This is a genomic window from Burkholderia sp. F1 (genome assembly GCF_050813845.1).
Classification (GTDB): Bacteria; Pseudomonadota; Gammaproteobacteria; order Burkholderiales; family Burkholderiaceae; genus Burkholderia; species Burkholderia ubonensis.
Genome location: NZ_CP172422.1, coordinates 854,027 through 874,050, shown reverse-complemented (window position 1 = coordinate 874,050; position 20,024 = coordinate 854,027). Strand labels below are relative to the sequence as shown.

The following is a 20,024-nucleotide window of genomic DNA, read 5'->3' as shown; positions in this document are numbered from 1 at the left end:
TCACGCGTTGCCCAGCTCGACGAGCGGATGCGCGGGCAGCTTCCACGGCGACGTGAGGAAATGCCGCACGCGTTCGGCGCGCAGCTCGACGAGCGACGCCGGCGCCCAGCGCGGCTTGCGGTCCTTGTCGACGAGATGCGCGCGCACGCCTTCGCGGAAATCGCCCTCCTCGATCGCCCGCGCGACGATGCCGAGCTCCATCCGGAACGATTCGGCCAGCGTCATCTGGCGGCCGCGCAGCAGCGCCTCGCGCGTCACGGCGAGCATCGTCGGCGAATGGCCGAGCAGCGCGTCGAGCGTCGCCTGCAGCCACTGGCGATGCTCGCGCGACAGCTCGTCGCGCGCGAGCTCCTGCGCGAGCGTCGCGACGGTCCGCTCGACCGTCGAGCGCTTGTCGAAGTGGCGCACGATCCACGGCAGCTGGCTGTCGATCGCCGCGTGCGGCACGACGTTGCACGGCGGCTCGAACACCCGGCGCAGCGCGGCGGGCACGTCGCCGTCCCACTTGAGGTTCTCGATGCGCGTCTCGAACGTGTCGAGCCACGACGACGGCACGCACAGGTCCGCGAGCTTCGCGGCGAACGCATCCGCACCGGACAGCGTCGCGCCCGTGAGCCCCACGTACAGCTCCAGCTCGACCGGCATGCGCGCAAGGAAATGCGTCGCGCCGACGTCCGGCACGAAGCCGATGCGCGTCTCCGGCATCGCGATCTTGCTGCGCTCGGTCGCGACCCGCAGCGCCGCGCCCTGCGCGAGCCCCATGCCGCCGCCCATCGTGATGCCGTCCATCAGCGCGACGACCGGCTTCGGGAACGTATGGATCGCGTAGTCGAGCCGGTATTCGTCGACGAAGAACGGCAGCCACGTGTCGCGCTGCGCGGCGCCCCGGTACAGCGCGCGCACGTCGCCGCCCGCGCAGAAGCCCTTCTCGCCCGCGCCGCGCAGCACGACGGCGACGATCTGGTCGTCGGCGCGGCAACGCTCCAGCAGCGCCGCCAGCTCGCGCACCATCCCGTGCGACAGCGCGTTGAGCGCGGCCGGCCGGTTCAGCGTGATCAGCGCCACGCGGTTCAGCACGCGACACAGCACCTCGGGCGCGGCGTCGGCAAACGCGTCATGCGTCGTGATCGGCGTGCTCATCGGTCTTGCTCCCCGTCGGCGTGCCACTGCGGCGCGCGCTTGCCGAGAAACGCGGCGACGCCTTCGCGCGGATCGTTCGTATCGAACAGGTCGACGAAGCGCTCGCGCTCGACCGCGAGCGCCGCGCTGCGCGGCACGCCGCGGCGCGCGAGGCCGATCAGCTCCTTGCTGTACGCGACCGCGTGCGGGCTCTGCCGCGCGACGTTGCGCGCGAGCGCGAGCGCCGCGTCGCGCGCGGCCCCTGTGTCGACCACGTCCTCGACGAGGCCGATTCGCAGCGCGGTCGCCGCGTCGACGCGCACGCCGGCCAGGATGATCTTCTTCGCCCAGCCTTCGCCGACGAGCCAGGGCAGCGTCTGCGTGCCGAGCCCGCACGGCAGCAGCCCGACCGACGGCTCGGGCAGCGCCATCTGCGCATGCGTCTCCGCGATGCGCAGGTCGCAGGCGAGCGCGCATTCGAGCCCGCCGCCCATCGCATAGCCGTTGATCGCCGCGATCGTCACGAAGCGCGCGTCGGAGAGCGCCTCGAACGCCGAGCCGAAACGCGTGGCCATCGCGCGCGCGACCGCCGGGTCGCCGTCGGCGAACGTGTTCAGGTCCGCGCCCGCGCTGAAGAATTTCGGGCCGTCGCCGGTGATCACGAGCGCGCGCACGCGCGGGTTCGCGTTGAGCGCGCCGACGGTCTCCTGCAGCTGCCGCAGGCCGTCGGCGGTAAAGGCGTTCGCGGGCGGCCGCTTGAGCGTCGCGCACGCGATCGCGCCGTCGTCGACGAAGTCCAGTTCGATCATCAGGCGTCCTTCTTCGTTGCCGGTTGGTAGAGGCGGATCACCGCCGAGAAATCGAGCTGGCCGTCGCCGCGGCTGCTCATCGTCTGGTACAGCTGCTGCGCGAGCGCGCCGAGATAGACGGGCTGGCGCACCTGCTTCGCCGCGTCGTTCGCGAGGCCGAGGTCCTTCAGCATCAGGTCGGTGCCGAAGCCGCCCGTGTAGCCGCGCGACGACGGCGCGGTGCCGATCACGCCCGGGTACGGGTTGTACGTGTCCGAGCTCCAGCAGCGGCCGGTCGACGTGTTGACGATGCCCGCGAGCACCTTCGGATCGATGCCGAGCGCGACGCCGAGCGACATCGCCTCCGACACGGCCGCCATCGAGATGCCGAGCACGAGGTTGTTGCAGACCTTCGCGACCTGCCCCATCCCGGTCGCGCCGCAATGGACGATGTTCTTGCCCATCCCGGCGAGCACGGGCTGCACGCGTTCGAAATCCGCGTCGCCGCCGCCGACCATGAAGGTCAGCGTGCCCGCCGCCGCGCCGCCCGTGCCGCCCGACACCGGCGCATCGACGAACGCGCCGCCGTGCTCGCGCACGAGCGCGCCGAACGCCTGTGCGCTGGCCGGGTCGATCGTGCTCGAATCGATCACGGTCGCGCCCGCGCCGAGCCCGGCCAGCACGCCGTGCTCGCCGGTCAGCACCGAGCGCACGTGCGGCGCTGCCGGCAGCATCGTGATCACGAACTCCGCGCCGGCCGCCGCGTCGCGCGGCGAGCCGGCCGCCTGCGCGCCCGCGTCCTGCAACGCGCGCAGCGCGTCGGCGCTGAGGTCGAATACATGCACGTCATGGCCGGCCTTCAGCAGGTTCAGCGCCATCGGCGCGCCCATGTGGCCGAGGCCGATAAAACCGATCTTCATGTCAGCCTCCCTCTCAATGCAGGCGGATCGTCGTGTTCACCGGGCCGGCCGTCGTGTCGTCGTCGAACCAGCGCGCGGTGACCGTCTTCGTCTGCGTGTAGAACTGCACGACCTGCTTGCCGTACGGGCCGAGATCGCCGAGCTTCGAGCCGCGCGAACCGGTGAAGCTGAAGAACGGCACCGGCACCGGGATCGGGATGTTGATGCCGACCTGGCCGACGTCGATCTCGCTCTGGAACTTGCGCGCGGCCGCGCCGCTCTGCGTGAACAGCCCGACGCCGTTGCCGAACGGGTTCGCGTTGACGAGCGCGATCGCATCGTCGAGCGAGTCGGCTTCGAGCACGACGAGCACCGGACCGAAGATCTCGTGCGTGTAGATCGACATGTCGGTCTTCACGCCGGAGAAGATCGTCGGGCCGACGAAATTGCCCTGCTCGTAACCGGCCACCTGCACGCCGCGGCCGTCGAGCTCGAGCTTCGCGCCTTCCTTCACGCCCGCTTCGATCAGCGACAGGATGCGTTCCTTCGCGGCCTTCGACACGACCGGGCCGACGTCGGTGCCGGCTTCCGCGCCCGCGTTCACCTTCAGCAGCTTCGCCTTCGCCACGAGATCGGGCAGCCAGTCGCGCGCCTCGCCGACCAGCACCGCGACCGACGTCGCCATGCAGCGCTGCCCCGCCGCGCCGAACCCGGCGCCGACGAGCGCGTTGAGCGTCTGCTCGCGGTTCGCATCGGGCAGCACGACCGCGTGGTTCTTCGCGCCCATCATCGACTGCACGCGCTTGCCGTTCGCGCTGCCGAGCTGGTACACGTGCGTGCCGACCGCGGTCGAGCCGACGAACGAGATCGCCTTCACGAGCGGATGCGTGCAGATCGCGTCGACGACTTCCTTGCCGCCGTGCACGACGTTCAGCACGCCCTTCGGAATGCCCGCCTCGATCGCGAGCTCGACGAGCTGCATCGTCGACAGCGGGTCCTGCTCCGACGGCTTCAGCACGAACGTGTTGCCGCAGACGATCGCCATCGGGAACATCCACAGCGGAATCATCGCGGGGAAGTTGAACGGCGTGATGCCCGCGCACACGCCGAGCGGCTGGCGCAGCGTGTAGGTGTCGACGCCGCCCGCGACGTTCTCCGCGAACTCGCCGAGCTGCAGCGTGCCGACCGAGCATGCGTGCTCGACCACTTCGAGGCCGCGGAAGATGTCGCCTTCGGCGTCCGGCAGCGTCTTGCCCTGCTCGGCGGTCAGCGTCTTCGCGATCCGCTGCAGGTTCGTGCGCACGAGATCCTGGAACTTCAGCATGATGCGCATGCGCGCGGCGATCGGTGTGTTCTTCCACGACGCAAACGCCGCCTGCGCGGCCTGCACGGCCGCGTCGACTTCGGCGACGGTCGCGAACGGCACGCGCGCGAGCACCTCCTGCGTGGCCGGATTGATGATGGCGCGCCACTCGTGCGCCTTCGATTCGACGAATTCGCCGTCGATCAGCAGCTTGACCGTCGGCACGTCTTGCCCCGCCTGGGGCGCTGGATTCGCGTTCATCGCTTGACTCTCCTTGGGAGTGCCGCCGCGCGACGTCGCGCACGGGCGGCCGGTTCGATGCATCGGCGGGCAGCGCGACACGCGCGGCCCGCGCTCGGGTCATTTCAGTTCGGCGGCGAAATCCTCTTCCCAGTATTCGCCGGGCATCCGCGCGCTCGTGTCGTCGCCGCGCTCGATCTCGCGGCGGCGCAGCTCGACGCGGCGGATCTTGCCGGAGATCGTCTTCGGCAATTCAGCGAACTGCAGGCGGCGGATGCGCTTGTACGGCGCGAGCTTCTCGCGCGAGAAGCGGAAGATCTCGAGCGCCAGCGCCGGGCTTGCCTCGTAGCCCTGGCGCAGCGCGATGAAGGTCTTCGGCACCGCGAGCCGCAGCGGGTCCGGGCTCGGCACGACCGCCGCCTCGGCGATCGCCGGATGCTCGATCAGCACGCTCTCCAGCTCGAACGGGCTCAGCCGGTAGTCGGACGACTTGAACACGTCGTCCGCGCGGCCGATGTAGACGAAGTAGCCGTCGTCGCGGCGCATCGCGATGTCGGACGTGCGGTAGTGGCCGTCGCGCATCGCATGCGCGGTCGCGTCGGGGTTGTTCGCGTAGCCCGTCATCAGGCCGACCGGGCGCTCGACGCCCGCGCCGACCGGCAGCGCGACCTCGCCTTCGCTCACCGGCGCGCCGTCCGGGTCGAGCAGTTCGATCCGGTAGCCGGGCATCGGGCGGCCCATCGAGCCGGCGACCACCGGCTGGCCCGGCGAGTTGCCGATCAGGCAGGTGGTCTCGGTCTGGCCGTAGCCGTCGCGGATCGTGATGCCCCACGCCTTCTTCACGCGCTCGATGATTTCCGGGTTCAGCGGCTCGCCCGCGCCGACGATCTCGCGCAGCTTCACGTCGAACGACGCGAGCGGCTGCTGCACGAGCATCCGCCAGACGGTTGGCGGCGCGCACAGCGTCGTCACCTGGTACTTGACCAGCGCGTCGAGCACGACCTTCGGCTCGAAGCGCGCATAGTTGAACGCGAACACGCACGCCTGCGCGTTCCACGGCGCATAGAAGCAGCTCCATGCGTGCTTCGCCCAGCCGGGCGAGCTGATGTTCCAGTGGATGTCGCCCGGCTGCAGGCCGACCCAGTACATCGTCGACAGGCTGCCGACCGGGTAGGTGCGGTGCGTGTGCTCGACGAGCTTCGGCTTCGACGTCGTGCCCGACGTGAAATACAGCAGCATCGGGTCGCCTGAATGCGTGACGCCGTCCGGCTCGAACGCGGCCGGCGCCGCGTAGCCGTCGTTCATCGCGAGCCAGCCGTCGCGCGGCGCGCCGGCGACGATCCGCTGCGCGAGGCCGAGATCGGGCTGCTCGAACTTCGCGGTTTCGTTCTCGTCGACGATCGCGTATTTCGCGCCACCGATCTGCACGCGGTCACGCACGTCGTCGGCGGACAGCTGCGTGGTCGCGGGCAGCACGACCGCGCCCAGCTTCATCGCGGCGAGCATCGCGTCCCACAATTCGACGCGGTTCGGCAGCATCAGCAGGATCCGGTCGCCGCGCGCGACGCCGATGCCGCGCAGCCAGTTCGCGATCCGCGACGAGCGTTCGGACATCTGCGCGAACGAATACGGTTCACCCGTGCCGGTCGCCGCGTCGACGATCCACAGCGCGGGCTTGTCGTTGCCGCGCGCCATCACGTCGAAATAATCGAGCGCCCAGTTGAACGGGTCGAGCGTCGGCCACTGGAAATCGCGGTACGCGGTTTCGTAGTCGGTGCGATGGCGCAGCAGAAAGTCGCGTGCGTCCAGGAAAGCCTGTGGCGTCATGTTGTCTCCATCCATATTGCGCAGCGCGGCGGGCCGACGCCCCCGCGCTGCGCGATGCCCCGGCCGTCTTCGGGTCTCTGGGGCTGGCTGCTGTCACCGGGCAACCGGCGCGACGCTCAAAGCTGCCGCGCGATCACCATCCGTTGCACTTCGCTGGTTCCCTCGTAAATCTGCGTGATGCGCGCGTCGCGGTAATGACGCTCGACTTCGTAATCGGCGAGATAGCCGTACCCGCCGTGGATCTGGATCGCATCCGAGCACACGCGCTCGGCCATCTCCGACGCGAACAGCTTCGCCTGCGACGCTTCCGACAGGCACGGCAGCCCGGCCGTGCGCAGCTTCGCCGCGTGATGCACGAGCAGGCGCGCGGCGTTGATCTGCGTCGCCATGTCCGCGAGCTTCTGCTGGATCGCCTGATGCTCGGCGAGCGGCTTGCCGAACTGCACGCGCTCGCCCGCATAGCGGCGCGCCTTGTCGAACGCGGCGCGCGCGATGCCGAGCGCCTGCGCGGCGATGCCGATGCGGCCGCCTTCGAGGTTCGACAGCGCGATCTTCAGCCCTTCGCCGCGCGCGCCGAGCAGGTTTTCCTCGGGAATCGCGCAGTTCTCGAACGTGATCGGGCAGGTATCCGACGCGCGGATGCCCATCTTCTTCTCCGGCTTGCCGACGACGAAGCCCGGTGTGTCGGTCGGCACCAGGAACGCGGAGATGCCGCGCTTGCCGGCGTCCGGATCGGTCACGGCAAACACGATCGCGATGCCCGCGCGCTGGCCGTTGGTCACGAACTGCTTCGCGCCGTTCAGCACCCACTTGCCGTCGCGCAGCTCCGCGCGGGTGCGCAGGTTGTGCGCCTCGGAGCCGGCCTGCGGCTCCGTCAGGCAGAATGCGCCGATCGTGCGGCCGGCCGCCATGTCGGCGAGCCAGCGCTCCTTCTGCGCGGCGGTGCCGAAGCCGAGGATCGGCCCGCAGCCGACCGAGTTGTGCACGCTCATCATCGTCGCGCACGCGGCGTCGCCCGCGGCGATCTCCTCCATCGCGAGCGCATATGCGACGTAATCCGTATACGCGCCGCCCAGCTCCTGCGGCACGATCATCCCGAGCAGGCCCAGCTCGCCGAGCTGCGCGACGACCGCGTCCGGCAGGTGCGCGTCGCGGTCCCACTGCGCGGCGTTCGGCGCCAGCACCTCGGTGGCAAAAGCGCGCGCCGCATCGCGGATCATCCGCTGGTCTTCGGTGTAAAGCTCGTCCATGGCGCTGCCGTCTCCCGGCGGCCGGCGTGGCGCGGCCGCGAAGTGTTTTCGATGAATCAAGTGTAGGCAACCGTGCACGACTGTTCGATGCTCGCACCGCTCATTTACACTGAGCGTTTTTGCCATAGCGGCGCCGTCGATGAAGCAAGAAGAAAAGGGAACCATCGCGATCAGTCTCGTCGCGTACAGCGTCGCGCTCGCGACGCGGCGCGGCGTCGCGGCCGAGCCGCTGCTCGCGCAGGCCGGCATCCCGCCCGCGCTGCTCGAGCAGCCGCGCGCGCGGGTGTCCGCGCAGCAGTACGGCGCGTTGTGGAACGCGATCGCGCGCACGCTCGACGACGAGTTCTTCGGCCAGGACCGCCACCCGATGCGAAGCGGCAGCTTCATCGCGATGAGCCAGGCGGCGCTGTCGGCGCGCGACGGCCTGCATGCGATGGCGCGCGCGGTGAACTTCATGCACTGCGTGCTCGACGACCTGCACGCGGAGCTCGACGCGAACCCGCAGCGCGTGCGGCTGCGCTTCGTGCACCGCAACAACGGCGCGACGCCCGCGATGTTCACGTACGCGACCTATTTCATCATCGTCTACGGGCTCACCTGCTGGCTGGTCGGCCGCCGCATCCCGCTGCTCGCCGCGTGCTTCCGCTGCGACACGCCGCCCGCCGAGCACGAATACCCGTCGATGTTCTGCGACGACATGCGCTTCAACCAGCCCGATTCGTATGTCGATTTCGATCCCGAATTCGCGACGCTGCCGGTCGTGCAGACCGCGAAGACGCTGAAGACCTTCCTGCGCAACGCGCCGGCCAGCTTCATCGTCAAGTACCGCAACCCGAACGCGCTCGCGCAGCGCGTGCGCGCGGTGCTGCGCGGGATGCCGCCCGCCGCGTGGCCCGGCGCGTCGGGGATGGCCGCGCGGCTGCACGTGGCCGAGGCGACGCTGCGCCGCAAGCTGCACCAGGAAGGCCACGCGTACCAGTCGATCAAGGACGCGCTGCGGCGCGATCTCGCGTTCGAGGCGCTCGCCGATCCCGCGCGCACGATCGCCGACGTCGCCGCGGCGGCCGGCTTCGCCGAGCCGAGCGCGTTCTACCGCGCGTTCCGCAAGTGGAGCGGGCGCAGCCCGGCCGAGTTTCGCGACGAGGCGCTGGCGCGCGGGGCCGACGCGCGCTGATTTCGTGGCGCACGGCTAGTGGCGCACGGCGAGTGGCGTGCGGCACTCCGGCCCCGCCATCGCGCTTTCCGCAGAAACCGCCTACTCTTTAAACATCGGGCCAGCGCCCTTCCTGCGGGCCGGACGGCGTGCAGCCGCGCGCTGCCCGGACGGTCGATGCGCTTCCAACGCCATTGGCATCTGCCGACGCCCGACGCGTCGGGCCGACATTCCCACCACCCGCTGTCGGCGCGGGTCGCGCGCGCCGCGCTGTTCGCGGCGCTGCTCGTCGTCTGCGCGGTCGCCGCGGCGCCGCGTGCCGCAAACGCGCCCGCGGCCGCGGCCCCTCCACCCATCATCGTGATCCCGGTCAACGGCGCGATCGGGCCGGCCAGCGCCGATTTCATCGTCCGCTCGCTCGGCCGCGCGGCGAAGGAGCGTGCGCCGCTCGCGATCCTGCAGCTCGACACGCCGGGCGGCCTCGACTCGTCGATGCGGGTGATCATCAAGGCGATCCTCGGCTCGCCGGTGCCGGTCGCCGCGTTCGTCGCGCCGAGCGGCGCGCGCGCGGCGAGCGCGGGCACCTACATCGTGTACGCGAGCCACGTCGCGGCGATGGCGCCGGGCACCAACCTCGGCGCGGCGTCGCCGGTCCAGTTCGGCATCGGCGGCGCGCCCGGGGGCAGCCCGCCGGCGCCGACCGGCGGAGCGTCGCCTGCGTCACCCGCGTCGGGCGCATCAGGCGCGTCGGGCGCGCTGCCAAGCGACACGCAATCGACCGAGGCCCGCAAGGTGATGCACGATTCGGCCGCCTACATCCGCGGCCTCGCGCAGTTGCGCGGCCGTAACGCCGATTGGGCGGAGCGCGCGGTGCGCGAAGCGGTCAGCCTGTCGGCGAGCGAGGCGCACACGCAGCACGTCGTCGACGTGATCGCGCAGGACCCGGCCGACCTCGCGCGCCAGGTCGACGGCCGCACCGTGACGACGTCCGCGGGCGCGCAGCATCTCGCGACCGCGCACGCGCCGCTCGTCGTCGTCGAGCCCGACTGGCGCAGCCGCTTCCTGTCGATCATCACGGATCCGAACGTCGCGCTGATCCTGCTGACGTTCGGCATCTACGGACTGTTCTTCGAATTCGCGAACCCGGGGTTCGTGCTGCCGGGCCTCGTGGGCACGATCTGCCTGCTGATCGGCCTGTTCGCGATGCAATTGCTGCCGATCAACTACGCGGGCCTCGGCCTCGTGCTGCTGGGCCTCGCGTGCCTCGTCGCCGAGGCGTTCCTGCCGACCTTCGGCGTGCTCGGCTTCGGCGGCATCGCGTCGTTCACGATCGGCGCGCTGATGCTGATCGACACCGACGTGCCCGGCTACGGGATTCCGTGGCCGCTGATCGCGAGCCTCGGGCTCACCGGCGGGCTGCTGGTGGCCGGCGTGTCGAGCCTCGCGCTGCGCGCGCGGCGCCGGCCGGTCGTCACCGGCGCCGAGGCGATGGTCGGCAGCATCGGCGAAGTGCTCGACGACGGCCTCGTGCCCGACCAGCCGCAAACGGCCGGCGGCCCTGCGCCGTCCGCCGCCGGCTGGGCGCTGGTGCGCGGCGAGCGCTGGCGGGTCGCGTGCAGCGCGCCGCTCGCCGCGGGCTGCCGGGTGCGCGTCACGGGCCGCCAGGGGCTGATGCTGACGGTCGCCCCGCTTTACGACAAGCCGCCGCCCGCGCTCAAACGAGAACAACTCAAAGGAGAACAACAATGATTGGCTATACGTTCGGCTTCAGCAGCCTGCTGATCGTCTTCGGCGTGCTGCTCGTCGCGTCGTCGATCCGCATCTTCCGCGAATACGAGCGCGGCGTCGTGTTCATGCTCGGCCGCTTCTGGAAAGTGAAGGGGCCGGGGCTCGTGCTGATCATCCCGATCGTCCAGCAGGTAGTGCGCATCGACCTGCGAACCGTCGTGTTCGACGTGCCCGCGCAGGACGTCATCACGCGCGACAACGTGTCGGTGAAGGTGAACGCGGTCGTGTATTTCCGCGTCGTCGATCCGGAGAAGGCCGTGATCCAGGTCGCGCGCTTCTTCGACGCGACGAGCCAGCTCGCGCAGACGACACTGCGTTCGGTGCTCGGCAAGCACGAGCTGGACGCGCTGCTCGCCGAGCGCGAGCAGCTGAACGCCGACATCCAGAAGACGCTCGACTCGCAGACCGACGCATGGGGCATCAAGGTGTCGACCGTCGAGATCAAGCACGTCGACCTCAACGAGACGATGGTGCGCGCGATCGCGCGGCAGGCGGAGGCCGAGCGCGAACGGCGCGCGAAGGTGATCCACGCGGAAGGCGAGCTGCAGGCTTCCGAAAAGCTGCTGCAGGCCGCGCAGCGGCTCGCGCAGCAGCCGCAGGCGATGCAGCTGCGCTACCTGCAGACGCTGACGACGATCGCGGCCGACAAGAACTCGACGATCGTGTTTCCGCTGCCGGTCGAACTGCTGAGTTCCTTGCTCGAGCGCTTCGGGCCGCCGCGCGAACGCTGAGCGCAACGTCCCCCGGCATGCGCGACGCGGCGGGATACGCCGCCGCGCGCAGGGCCACATCGGCCCCGCGTCCGTCGCATGTCAGGCCAGCAGCTTGCGTTCCGTCTTGCCGTACTTGATCGACTTCTCGTCCGGGATCATCAGGCCCGTGTGCTCGTCGCGGCCCTGCAGCAGGAAGCGCGCGTCCGGATTGCCGATCTGCCCGGCCGCGAGCTTGCTGTCCGCGCCGATCTCGCCCTTCTTCATCCGGTTGACGATCACGCCGGCCGCGGTGTCCTTGAAGTCGCGCAGCATCCACGCGTCGCCGTCGCTATCGCCGAACACCAGCAGCGGACCGTAGCCCTTCTTCGATTCGAGCACGTTGCGGATGCCCACCGTCTTGCCGGGCCCCCAGTTGAAATGCCAGCCCGCCGGATAAGTGCTCGTGTACCTGCCGTCCTGCATGTCGAGGCGCAGGCCGATCACGTTCTCCGGCGGCACGCCGTAGCCGTAGTTCGGATTGCCGGCGAACACGCGCACGACGTCGTCGAGCGACGCGGTGCTCACGTACACGTCGATCCCGTTCGCGCGCAGCGTATGCATCACCGCGCGGATTTCCTCATGAATGCGGATGCCGTGGAAGTGCGTGTCGGCGACCACGCCGGCCTTGCCCGGCAGCGTCTTCGGGCTTTCGTAGCGGACCTTGCGCAGCGCATCGCCGATGCCGTAGTTGTCCGACGCTTCCGCCATCGCCTGCAGCTCGGCGGTCGTCATGTTCTTGTAGAAGTAGATGATCCACTTGTAGCCGATCTCGAGCGGATGCGTATCGCAGATCGCGTCGTACATGAAGTACAGCTTCGCGCGGAAATCCTTGAACTGATCGGTCTCGCGAATCTCGTCGAGGCTCTTGCCGCCGCCGAAGCCCTGGTAGTTCGCGTAAAGCCAGCGATAGTCGGCCTCGACGTCGGCGGCGAGATCCTCCATCGTCACCGGCTTGCCGTCCACCGTCGTGTAGTCCTTCATGAACGCGCCCTTCGGCACGTCCTTCCACATCACGGCGACGAATTCGTCGGGCGTCAGCTTGTACTGCAGATGGTTGATCTGGTACATCAGCAACGCCTCTTCGCAGTCGTTCATGATGCACGTGTTGTCCCAGTCGAACACCGCGTAGGGGCGCCGCTTCGCGTCGTAATGCGGGCTCCCGACGCCATGCCGGTCGAGCACCGCCTGCAGGCGCGCGGCGTTGAACGGCGACCAGCGGCCCGGGTCCAGCGCGTCCGGCGAAGCGGCGTTCTTCGCGGCGGCTGTGCCGGCCTTGAGCATCAGCGACGTCGCGGCGGTCGCCGCGGCAAGGGTGTTCATGAACGTGCGGCGCTGCATGGTCTCTCTCCGTGGAAATGACGATTCGGCTTCGGTCGCTACCCCGCTCGACGCATCGGCGGCACATCGGCCCTGCGATGCCGGGGTGGATCCGGAATGGGGGCGAATGATCTGGCGAAAATATTGCGGCAATATGACAGCGTCTCGTCACGACGCGACGTCGAGTTGTTCTGGAACGACATGCACTGGACGTCGACGGACTATTCGCTGATGGGGATGTGAACAGCCGGGTGCAGATGCGCAACCTGTTTGACTCATGTGCGCCACGATCCAGCGGCGCACATGAATCAACACTCCGGCGCATTGGGCATGGAATCCGAAATTTCGAAAGCCGGCGTCGATCAGGAAGCGCACAAGCCGAAGCGCGGCAGCAGGTCGTGCAGCACGAACAGCCGGTGGTATTGCACCGCATCGTGGAAGCGCTTCCAGTCGGAAGTGAGAAAGCCCGGCGTGAATGCGAAAGTCTCGTCCTCTTCGGCTTCGGGATCCTGCGGATCCTTGCCGAGGGCGAGCATCTTCCACGAGGTCGGGCCCTGGCTGGCGTAGGTGATCTCCGCCTTGCCGAACGAGAACTTACCGTTTGCGATCTCTGCAATCCAGGTTTGATGCCGCGTTTCGCCATCGATCTCCTGGGTGCCGCGCAGCAAACTGTCGATCGCGGCGGCGTCGGCGGGTGGCAGCGGCACGTCCGCCAACGTGTCGTCCTCGGCGACGTAGCGCCGCACCATATTGAAGGCGCCGTGCGCCGCGGCAAGAAAGTCGGTCGGGTTGTCGCGCTGCACCGTTTCGCCGTTCTTGCGCGTGAAGTGCCAGCGAATGAACGGGATGTCGGGAAACGTCGTGGCCGCGGCGTGCCCCACGGGCAGGAAGTCGGCGAGGTACTGCGCCAGCCTCTGCTTGAGGCCCGTCATCTCGGCATAGGCAGATGAACGGTTGTAGGCAGGATCGTCGTCAACACCGACATCCGCGAGGTCGTTGAGATCACACACGCCGCCGACGAACTGCTGGTGCGCCCAGGTATCGACGTAGGTGTGCAGCGCGACGCCGAGCCGGTGCAGCGCAAACGGCAGGTCGCGGTGACGGATGCAGTCCGCGACCATCTCGCGCGCGATGTCGCTATCCGGCTTGCATATCAGCCGATGCTGAAAAGCCTCTTTGGAAGAGCAACCCGGCGGCGGCTCGGCATTGCCGGGCAGAAAGTGGAACGGCAGCCAGACCAGCCGGTTGTCCGCCGCTTCGGCGTTCTTCGTGACGTCCTGCAGCTTGTGCGACGACGTGACCCGCACGTAGCGCTCGCCGCTGTCGAACTGCAACGGGCCGTCGCAGGTTGCGTCGTCGACATATTGGGCGGCCTGGGCCACCGTGCTCGCCTGATCGTGCGGCAATCCGCCGAGCCGGGCGGCCACGTAGGTGACGGCGTGATGGAAGTCGATTTGCATGCGGTCCTCCGGGAAGGAGACGACGAGCACGAATGAACACGCCGGCACGGTCGCGTGCGTGAATCGAGCCAATACACGGCGCGTTTGACATTGTCAAATATATGGACAATGCTGTCCACATAAGAAGTAAGAAGGGAGCTCCCATGCCGAAAGAAGAAGTTGTTGCGTTTCGCGCTGACGACGGCCATGGGTGCAACCTCGTTCACGTCCTCGGCGCCGGCCGGCCGACGAAGGCGCCCGTCCTCCTGGTTCACGGAGCCGGCGTTCGCGCCAATATCTTTCGTCCACCTAACGACACGACTTTCGTCGATGCGTTGATCGACGAGGGCTACGACGTCTGGCTGGAAAACTGGCGGGCCAGCATCGATCTTCCTCCCTGCGAGTGGACGCTGGACGATGCGGCCCTGTACGACCACCCGGCCGCGGTGCGCAAAGTCGTCGAACTGACGGGCGCGCCCTCCATCAAGGCGGTGGTGCACTGCCAGGGATCGACCAGTTTCATGTTGTCTGCGGTGGGCGGCCTCGTTCCGCAAGTCGACACCATCGTGTCCAATGCCGTGTCGCTGCATCCGCAGGTCTCGACGATCTCGCGTCTCAAGGGGCGCTACGCGCTGCCCGTCGTCGGTGCGATGACCGACTACCTCGATCCTCGATGGGGCGAGCACGCCACGGGTGTCGTGCCGAATCTGCTCAAGGGCCTCGTGCTGCTCACGCACCACGAATGCGCAAACGGCGTCTGCCGCTTTTCCAGCTTCACCTACGGCACCGGCTTCCCCGTGCTGTGGCGCCACGAAAACCTCAGCGACGCGGTGCACGACTGGATCCGGCAGGAATTCGCGCAGGTCCCGATCTCGTTCTTCCGGCAGATGGCCCGGTGCCTGGACGCCGGCCACCTGGTGTCGAAGCTGCCCGGGCTGCAGGCCGACCCGACGGCGCAGCCGCCGCGAACGCAGGCGCGCTTCGCGTTCATCGCCGGCGAGCTCAACGACTGTTTCAAGTGGCAGAGCCAGCAAGCCACGTTCGACTGGTTCGCGCGCCACCGGCCGAACTATCACGAGCTTCACGTGCTGGGCGGCTACGGCCACCTCGACATCTTCATTGGAAAGCACGCCGCGCGAGACGTATTTCCCGTCCTGCTGGCGGCACTGGCTGCGCGTCACTGACTCCTGGCGGAGGCCGGACATGGCTATACCGATGCGACAGACGCGGCTCGCGGGCCGCCATGCGCTGGTCGACGACATCCCGTTCCGGATGCCGGTCGCCTCCGACACGTCGCCGGCGTTGATGGCGGTGTTCTCGATCGATCTCGACGCGGCGCGCCGCGTGATTCCGGGCAACGAGGTGCATCCGTTTCAGCTCTGGCGCCGCGGCTTGCTCGTCGTGACGGTGATCGACTATGTCGTCACCAACATCGGCCGCTACGTCGAGTACTCGATCGCCATCGCGTGCACGCACGGCCGGCGCCCTCCTCCGCGGCTGTTGCCGGGCCTGCTGATGAAGCCCTTCGGCACCGGGCAATACGTCGTGGACCTGCCCGTGTCGACCGATATTTCGGTGAAGGGCGGCCGCGGCATCTGGGGCATGCCCAAGCACCAGGCCAATCTCGACTTCGTGATCGGCGAGCGCTGGGTGAGCAGCCAGTATGACCTCGACGGCCAGATGATGATGCGCATCGACGTGACGAAGCCGAAATCGGCATGGCTGCCGGTCAGCACGGGCGCAGTCAATTACTGCTGCTTTCGCGGCATGCTCATGAAGTCTTACATCTATTTCAAGGGCAAGCTCGGCTTCTCGCTGTTCGCACCCGGCTCGGCGCGCCTGTTCATCGGCGACCACCCGCGGATGGCCTGGCTGAAGGCACTGGATATCGATCCCACGCCGATCGCCACCGGGTTTTTCCCGTCCACGGCGGGTGTGCTCGACGACTATTTCGAATGCTGGTTCGTGACCGAGACCGAGCCGCCCGCGCAGCCGATGCCGGGCCTCGAGACCACCTACCCGCTCGACCAGTCGCAGCAATGGCTCGCGCCGCCGGCCCGCCCGGCCGACTGGGAGTCCGCGCCATGAGCGGCCGCCTGCTGATCGCCAACCACGCGTTCCTGCTGCTGTGCGCATCGATGTACCTGGGCACGGGCGCCTCGCTCGTGCTGTTCTCGTTTCCCGTCGCGCCGCAACTCACGACCGACAACTACTACCTGCAGTTCGTTCCCCAGGTCACGGCGGCCACGGCGTTCTTCACGGTCATGACGAAGCTGATGCTCGCCAGCGGCAGCGTGATGCTGGTGGCCGAATGGCGCCAGCCCACGCGCTGGGTGCCGATCGTGGTGCTGCTCGGCGTGCTCGTCGCCACGTTCGTCACGCTCAGGTGGATCTTCCCGCTCAACGCCGAACTGGCCGGCCACATCAAGGATGCGGCGAGACTGCGGCAGGTGCTGGACGACTGGATGCGGCTCAATCGGCTGCGCGTGGCGCTGTGGTGCATTCAGTGGCTGGCGCTGGCCTGGTATTTCGCCCGCTGGGCAAATCGCTCCCGCTATTCCGCGCTGAGGTGACGATGGACGTCCTGAGCGTCGAGCGCCGAATGACGACCGCGATCGCCGCCGTCACCGTGCTGACCGGCGCGACCCAGGTGCTCGCTCCCGGCGGGCTGGTGGCGCTCATCGCGGCCGCACCGCCCGATGGGCTCGGGGCCCAGCTGTTCGCGACGGTGGGAATGTTCATGGTGCTGTTCGGGGGCAGCCTGCTGCATGCACAGCGCGCCGCGGGAGCGCTTTCCGTGGTACTGCTGTGGGGCGCGTTCCAGAAGCTGCTTGCGTCGGCGTTCGTGACCTGGGGCGTGATGCACGGCGTATTCGTTTACGCGGCGCTGCTGGTGGCGGCATTCGACGGAGCCAGCGGCCTGCTCTATCTCGACTTGCGACGCAGAGGGGGGTGACCGATGAAGCGCTCGCGCACGTTCATTCGCGGAAGGGCGTCATGAGCACCGCGCATCGCCCCCCGATCGCCGCCGACGATCCGATGGCCCGGCGCGCGCTGGTGCTGGCGGGCGGCGGCATGCGCGTGGCCTATCAGGCCGGCGCGGTCAAGGCACTGTTCGACGAAGGCTTGCGATTCAGTCACGCCGACGGTGCGTCAGGCGGCACGATCAACTTGTCCGCGCTGCTGTCCGGCGTGCTGCCGGACGAACTCTGCGCGCGTTGGCGCGCGCTGCCCGTCAAGGCGTTCGCCGCGCTCAGGCCCGTGACCGAATATCTGCATGTGGCCGACATGAGCGCGCTGGGCAGTGCGTCGGGGCTGACGGAGCACGTGTATCCGGCGCTCGGGATCGCCGTCGATCGCATCCGCACGGCCATCGGCATCGACGGCTCGTTCAACGTCTGTTGCTTCGACGACAAGACCGTGGTGCCGATCCCCCACCCGCACCTCGACCTGCAGCGTCTGGTCGCGGCGGCCTCGCTGCCCATCTTCATGCCGGCCGTGGTGGCCGACGGCAAGACCTGGACCGACGCGGTGTGGATCAAGGACGCCAACCTGATGAGCTGCGTCGAGCGCGGCGCGCGCGAACTGTGGCTCGTCTGGTGCATCGGCGATACGCCCGTCTACCACAACGGCGCGTTCAACCAGTACGTGCACATGATCGAAATGAGCGCCGTGGGCGCGCTGAACGGGGAGCTGGCCATGATTGCCGACATCAATCGACGCATCGCGCGTGGCGAGGCCGTGTTCGGTCACGATCAGCCGATCGTCGTGCACGTGATCAAGCCGGAGGTGCCGCTGCCGCTCGATCCGGATTTCTACCGCGGCCGGATCGATGCCGCGACGCTGATCGACATGGGCTACCGCGACGCGCGGCGCACGCTGCGCACGGGTACATCGGCGCCGCTGGATCCGACGGCATCCGCGATGCGCGAGCCGGGCGTGGGCCTCGGCTTCCGCGAGACGATGGCGGGCGGCTTTTGCCTCGGGGCGACGGACCCGCAAGCCGGCGAACGCGATGTCCGTGCGTTCGCGTTGACCATGCACGCGACGATCCACATCGAGGATGTCGCGGCCTTCATCGACGATCCTCGGCACGTGGGCGGCCTGACGGGCCACATCGACTTCGCGCCGCTGGGCGCCGCGATGCCTTCGGAGTCCGGCGTCTTCGGCTTGTTTACGCCGAGCGGCGATCCAGGGCTGACCTATATGGTTTACGAAATCGGCTTTCGCCATGAAGGCCGCTCGTACTACCTGGCGGGCAAGAAGCACGTGCGCATCGGCAGCCCGTTCCGGATGTGGAGCGAGACGACGACGCTCTATACGACGCTGCACGAAGGCTGCGATGCGAGCGGCAAGGTGGTCGGCGCCGGCGTGCTGCATCTCGGCGTGCCCGAGCTCGCGCGGCTGATGAGCACGGTACATGCGACGAACGCCCGGACGTCCGGTCGGGCCGCGAATGCCATCTGGCGGTTCTTCAGGTTTTTCGCATCGGAACTGTGGCGCACCTATGTCAGGAGATCGCCATCATGAACGCGATGGAATACGACGTCATCGTCGTCGGGAGCGGCTTCGGCGCGGCGGTAGCGGCTTGCCGTCTCGCGGAGGCAGGACGCAGCGTGCTGGTGCTGGAGCGCGGTCACCGCTGGACGCCCGATACGTATCCGCGAGACGAGTCCGACCCGTGGCTTTGGAACCAGCAGGACCCGCAACGATTCCATGGCTGGGCCGACTTCCGCGTTTTTTCCAATATGTCGGTGGTCGCGGCCGCGGGCGTGGGCGGCGGATCCCTGATCTACGCCAACGTCTCGGTCGAGGCCAAGCCCGACGCCTTCGACCGCGGCTGGCCGCCGGAGATCACCTACGACGCGCTCAAGCCGTACTACGAGCGCGTGGGCTGGATGCTGTCGGTCCAGGAGGTGCCCGACAACCAGATCAGCGAACGCACCCGCCTGTTGCGCGACGCCGCCGACGCCTGCGGCTGGGGCGATCGCTTTCGCAAGCTGCCGCTCGCGGTGTCCTTCTGGCCGAGCTACGATCCGTCCTTGCCCGATGCGCGCGACGACCGGCATTCGGTCAAGTACGTCAACGTCCATGGCGTATCGCAAGGCACGTGCGTGCACTGCGGCAATTGCGACATCGGATGCCAGGTGTCGGCGAAGAATACGCTCGACCTCAACTATCTGGCCGTGGCCGAGCGCCACGGCGCAAAAATCCTGCCGCTGCACGTGGTGCAAAAACTCGAGCCGCTCGACCAGGGATGGCGCGTGCATTTCAACGTCATCGATCCCGCCGCCGGCAGTTGCGCACCCGGAACCGCCACGGCGGCCAAGGTGATCGTCGGCGCCGGCTCGATCGGCAGCACCGAATTGCTGCTCCGCTGCCGCGACGAGCATCGCACGCTGCCGAATCTGTCTGCCCGGCTTGGCTGGGGCTGGGCCTTCAATGGCGACTTCGTCACTCCCACCTTCTACAGCCGCCGCAAGATCTCGCCGTCGCACGGCGTCACCATTTCCGCCGCGATCGACCTGCTCGACCGGAGCGCCGCCAATGGCCAGGCGCTGTTCGTGGAGGACGGCGGCGTGCCCGATCTCGCGCACGATTTCGTGCGCCGCCGCCTGCAGCGTTCGCATCGCGGGGTAATGCGAACGTTCTGGCGGGCCTTTGCGCGCCATTTCGATTGCGATGACCCGGTCGACAACATGATGCCGTGGTTCGGCCAGGCGGTCGATCCGGGGGACGGACGCATGCGTCTCGGTCGCAGCTGGTTTGCCCCATGGCGCCGCGAGCTGCGGCTCGACTGGTCGCATACGCGATCCCTGCCCGTCGTCGAGGCGATGGTCGACGTGCACCGGCGCCTGTCGGCCGCCACGGGAGGCGAACCCTTCGTCCCTCCGACGTGGAGCGCTTTCCACAAGCTGATCACGCCGCACCCGCTCGGTGGTTGCAACATGGGGCTGACGCATGCGGACGGCGTGGTGAACGCGGACGGAAAAGTATTCGGCTATGACGGGCTGTACGTGATGGACGGCGCGACGATCCCGCGTGCGCTGGGACTGAATCCTTCGCGCACGATCGCCGCGCTGGCCGAGCGCAATGTCGCCGTGCTGCTCGGCAAGCGCTGAGAAGGCTCGCGTGGGTCGTCGCGGGAA

Annotated in this window: 17 protein-coding genes; 9 read left to right on the top strand and 8 right to left on the bottom strand. The window is 68.3% G+C overall.

Translation table 11 applies throughout. The features are described from left to right. The 6 genes from ACFIMZ_RS22990 to ACFIMZ_RS22965 form a co-directional block, all read right to left on the bottom strand. Positions 1–1,140, bottom strand: a complete 1,140-nt coding sequence (locus tag ACFIMZ_RS22990; RefSeq protein WP_431824605.1) for an enoyl-CoA hydratase/isomerase family protein — start codon at positions 1,138–1,140, stop codon at positions 1–3. Continuing rightward, on the bottom strand, positions 1,137–1,928 hold the full coding sequence (locus tag ACFIMZ_RS22985; protein WP_431824604.1) for an enoyl-CoA hydratase: 792 nt from the start codon (positions 1,926–1,928) through the stop codon (positions 1,137–1,139). Before ACFIMZ_RS22985 ends, ACFIMZ_RS22990 begins: the two co-directional genes overlap by 4 nt. Next, positions 1,928–2,827 (bottom strand): 3-hydroxyisobutyrate dehydrogenase, encoded by a 900-nt coding sequence (gene mmsB / locus ACFIMZ_RS22980; RefSeq protein ID WP_431824603.1) that lies wholly within the window; start codon positions 2,825–2,827, stop codon positions 1,928–1,930. The genes ACFIMZ_RS22985 and mmsB overlap by 1 nt, the downstream gene beginning before the upstream one ends. Before the next feature lie 13 nt (positions 2,828–2,840). Further along, positions 2,841–4,370 (bottom strand): CoA-acylating methylmalonate-semialdehyde dehydrogenase, encoded by a 1,530-nt coding sequence (locus tag ACFIMZ_RS22975; RefSeq protein ID WP_431824602.1) that lies wholly within the window; start codon positions 4,368–4,370, stop codon positions 2,841–2,843. Positions 4,371–4,469: 99 nt separating this feature from the next. Beyond that, on the bottom strand, positions 4,470–6,176 hold the full coding sequence (locus ACFIMZ_RS22970) for an AMP-binding protein (RefSeq protein WP_431824601.1): 1,707 nt from the start codon (positions 6,174–6,176) through the stop codon (positions 4,470–4,472). Positions 6,177–6,292: 116 nt separating this feature from the next. Next, the gene (locus tag ACFIMZ_RS22965) at positions 6,293–7,426 is read right to left on the bottom strand and encodes an acyl-CoA dehydrogenase family protein (RefSeq protein WP_431824600.1); all 1,134 of its coding nucleotides are present in this window, start codon (positions 7,424–7,426) and stop codon (positions 6,293–6,295) included. Between the two features lie 139 nt (positions 7,427–7,565). On the opposite strand from ACFIMZ_RS22965, the gene ACFIMZ_RS22960 reads away from it, so the two are divergent. The 3 genes from ACFIMZ_RS22960 to ACFIMZ_RS22950 all read left to right on the top strand — a co-directional run bounded on the left by ACFIMZ_RS22960 (position 7,566) and on the right by ACFIMZ_RS22950 (position 11,098). Next, a complete protein-coding gene (locus ACFIMZ_RS22960) occupies positions 7,566–8,600 on the top strand; it encodes an AraC family transcriptional regulator ligand-binding domain-containing protein (protein WP_431824599.1) in 1,035 nt (344 codons plus the stop codon). A 156-nt stretch (positions 8,601–8,756) separates the two neighbouring features. After that, positions 8,757–10,328: an NfeD family protein gene (locus ACFIMZ_RS22955; protein ID WP_431824598.1), complete on the top strand. Its 1,572-nt coding sequence runs from the start codon at positions 8,757–8,759 to the stop codon at positions 10,326–10,328. Next, positions 10,325–11,098: a slipin family protein gene (locus ACFIMZ_RS22950; protein ID WP_059611400.1), complete on the top strand. Its 774-nt coding sequence runs from the start codon at positions 10,325–10,327 to the stop codon at positions 11,096–11,098. The genes ACFIMZ_RS22955 and ACFIMZ_RS22950 overlap by 4 nt, the downstream gene beginning before the upstream one ends. A gap of 81 nt (positions 11,099–11,179) precedes the next feature. Here the strand turns inward: ACFIMZ_RS22950 and ACFIMZ_RS22945 are convergent, their stop codons facing one another. Both ACFIMZ_RS22945 and ACFIMZ_RS22940 read right to left on the bottom strand, forming a co-directional pair. Then, a complete protein-coding gene (locus ACFIMZ_RS22945; protein ID WP_431824597.1) occupies positions 11,180–12,457 on the bottom strand; it encodes a haloacid dehalogenase-like hydrolase in 1,278 nt (425 codons plus the stop codon). A gap of 341 nt (positions 12,458–12,798) precedes the next feature. After that, positions 12,799–13,896, bottom strand: a complete 1,098-nt coding sequence (locus tag ACFIMZ_RS22940) for a DUF6765 family protein (RefSeq protein ID WP_431824596.1) — start codon at positions 13,894–13,896, stop codon at positions 12,799–12,801. A gap of 143 nt (positions 13,897–14,039) precedes the next feature. On the opposite strand from ACFIMZ_RS22940, the gene ACFIMZ_RS22935 reads away from it, so the two are divergent. Genes ACFIMZ_RS22935 through ACFIMZ_RS22910 form a run of 6 tightly spaced genes read left to right on the top strand, consistent with a single transcriptional unit; the run spans position 14,040 to position 19,997 of the window. Beyond that, on the top strand, positions 14,040–15,059 hold the full coding sequence (locus ACFIMZ_RS22935) for an esterase (protein WP_431824595.1): 1,020 nt from the start codon (positions 14,040–14,042) through the stop codon (positions 15,057–15,059). 19 nt (positions 15,060–15,078) lie between these two features. Then, positions 15,079–15,963, top strand: coding sequence for an acetoacetate decarboxylase family protein (locus ACFIMZ_RS22930; protein ID WP_431824594.1), 885 nt, complete (start codon positions 15,079–15,081; stop codon positions 15,961–15,963). Beyond that, the gene (locus ACFIMZ_RS22925) at positions 15,960–16,448 is read left to right on the top strand and encodes a hypothetical protein (protein ID WP_431824593.1); all 489 of its coding nucleotides are present in this window, start codon (positions 15,960–15,962) and stop codon (positions 16,446–16,448) included. Before ACFIMZ_RS22930 ends, ACFIMZ_RS22925 begins: the two co-directional genes overlap by 4 nt. Positions 16,449–16,450: 2 nt before the next feature. After that, a complete protein-coding gene (locus ACFIMZ_RS22920; RefSeq protein WP_431824592.1) occupies positions 16,451–16,831 on the top strand; it encodes a hypothetical protein in 381 nt (126 codons plus the stop codon). A gap of 41 nt (positions 16,832–16,872) precedes the next feature. Beyond that, on the top strand, positions 16,873–18,405 hold the full coding sequence (locus ACFIMZ_RS22915) for a patatin-like phospholipase family protein (RefSeq protein ID WP_431824591.1): 1,533 nt from the start codon (positions 16,873–16,875) through the stop codon (positions 18,403–18,405). After that, entirely contained in the window at positions 18,402–19,997 is a 1,596-nt protein-coding gene (locus ACFIMZ_RS22910) for a GMC oxidoreductase (RefSeq protein ID WP_431824590.1), read from the top strand. Before ACFIMZ_RS22915 ends, ACFIMZ_RS22910 begins: the two co-directional genes overlap by 4 nt. The last annotated feature ends 27 nt before the right edge of the window (positions 19,998–20,024 follow it).

Coding starts and splice junctions, on each gene's coding strand:
- ACFIMZ_RS22990 (WP_431824605.1), bottom strand. CDS start 1,140: ATGAGCACGCCGATCACGACGCATGACGCGTTTGCCGACGCCGCGCCC.
- ACFIMZ_RS22985 (WP_431824604.1), bottom strand. CDS start 1,928: ATGATCGAACTGGACTTCGTCGACGACGGCGCGATCGCGTGCGCGACG.
- mmsB (WP_431824603.1), bottom strand. CDS start 2,827: ATGAAGATCGGTTTTATCGGCCTCGGCCACATGGGCGCGCCGATGGCG.
- ACFIMZ_RS22975 (WP_431824602.1), bottom strand. CDS start 4,370: ATGAACGCGAATCCAGCGCCCCAGGCGGGGCAAGACGTGCCGACGGTC.
- ACFIMZ_RS22970 (WP_431824601.1), bottom strand. CDS start 6,176: ATGACGCCACAGGCTTTCCTGGACGCACGCGACTTTCTGCTGCGCCAT.
- ACFIMZ_RS22965 (WP_431824600.1), bottom strand. CDS start 7,426: ATGGACGAGCTTTACACCGAAGACCAGCGGATGATCCGCGATGCGGCG.
- ACFIMZ_RS22960 (WP_431824599.1), top strand. CDS start 7,566: ATGAAGCAAGAAGAAAAGGGAACCATCGCGATCAGTCTCGTCGCGTAC.
- ACFIMZ_RS22955 (WP_431824598.1), top strand. CDS start 8,757: ATGCGCTTCCAACGCCATTGGCATCTGCCGACGCCCGACGCGTCGGGC.
- ACFIMZ_RS22950 (WP_059611400.1), top strand. CDS start 10,325: ATGATTGGCTATACGTTCGGCTTCAGCAGCCTGCTGATCGTCTTCGGC.
- ACFIMZ_RS22945 (WP_431824597.1), bottom strand. CDS start 12,457: ATGCAGCGCCGCACGTTCATGAACACCCTTGCCGCGGCGACCGCCGCG.
- ACFIMZ_RS22940 (WP_431824596.1), bottom strand. CDS start 13,896: ATGCAAATCGACTTCCATCACGCCGTCACCTACGTGGCCGCCCGGCTC.
- ACFIMZ_RS22935 (WP_431824595.1), top strand. CDS start 14,040: ATGCCGAAAGAAGAAGTTGTTGCGTTTCGCGCTGACGACGGCCATGGG.
- ACFIMZ_RS22930 (WP_431824594.1), top strand. CDS start 15,079: ATGGCTATACCGATGCGACAGACGCGGCTCGCGGGCCGCCATGCGCTG.
- ACFIMZ_RS22925 (WP_431824593.1), top strand. CDS start 15,960: ATGAGCGGCCGCCTGCTGATCGCCAACCACGCGTTCCTGCTGCTGTGC.
- ACFIMZ_RS22920 (WP_431824592.1), top strand. CDS start 16,451: ATGGACGTCCTGAGCGTCGAGCGCCGAATGACGACCGCGATCGCCGCC.
- ACFIMZ_RS22915 (WP_431824591.1), top strand. CDS start 16,873: ATGAGCACCGCGCATCGCCCCCCGATCGCCGCCGACGATCCGATGGCC.
- ACFIMZ_RS22910 (WP_431824590.1), top strand. CDS start 18,402: ATGAACGCGATGGAATACGACGTCATCGTCGTCGGGAGCGGCTTCGGC.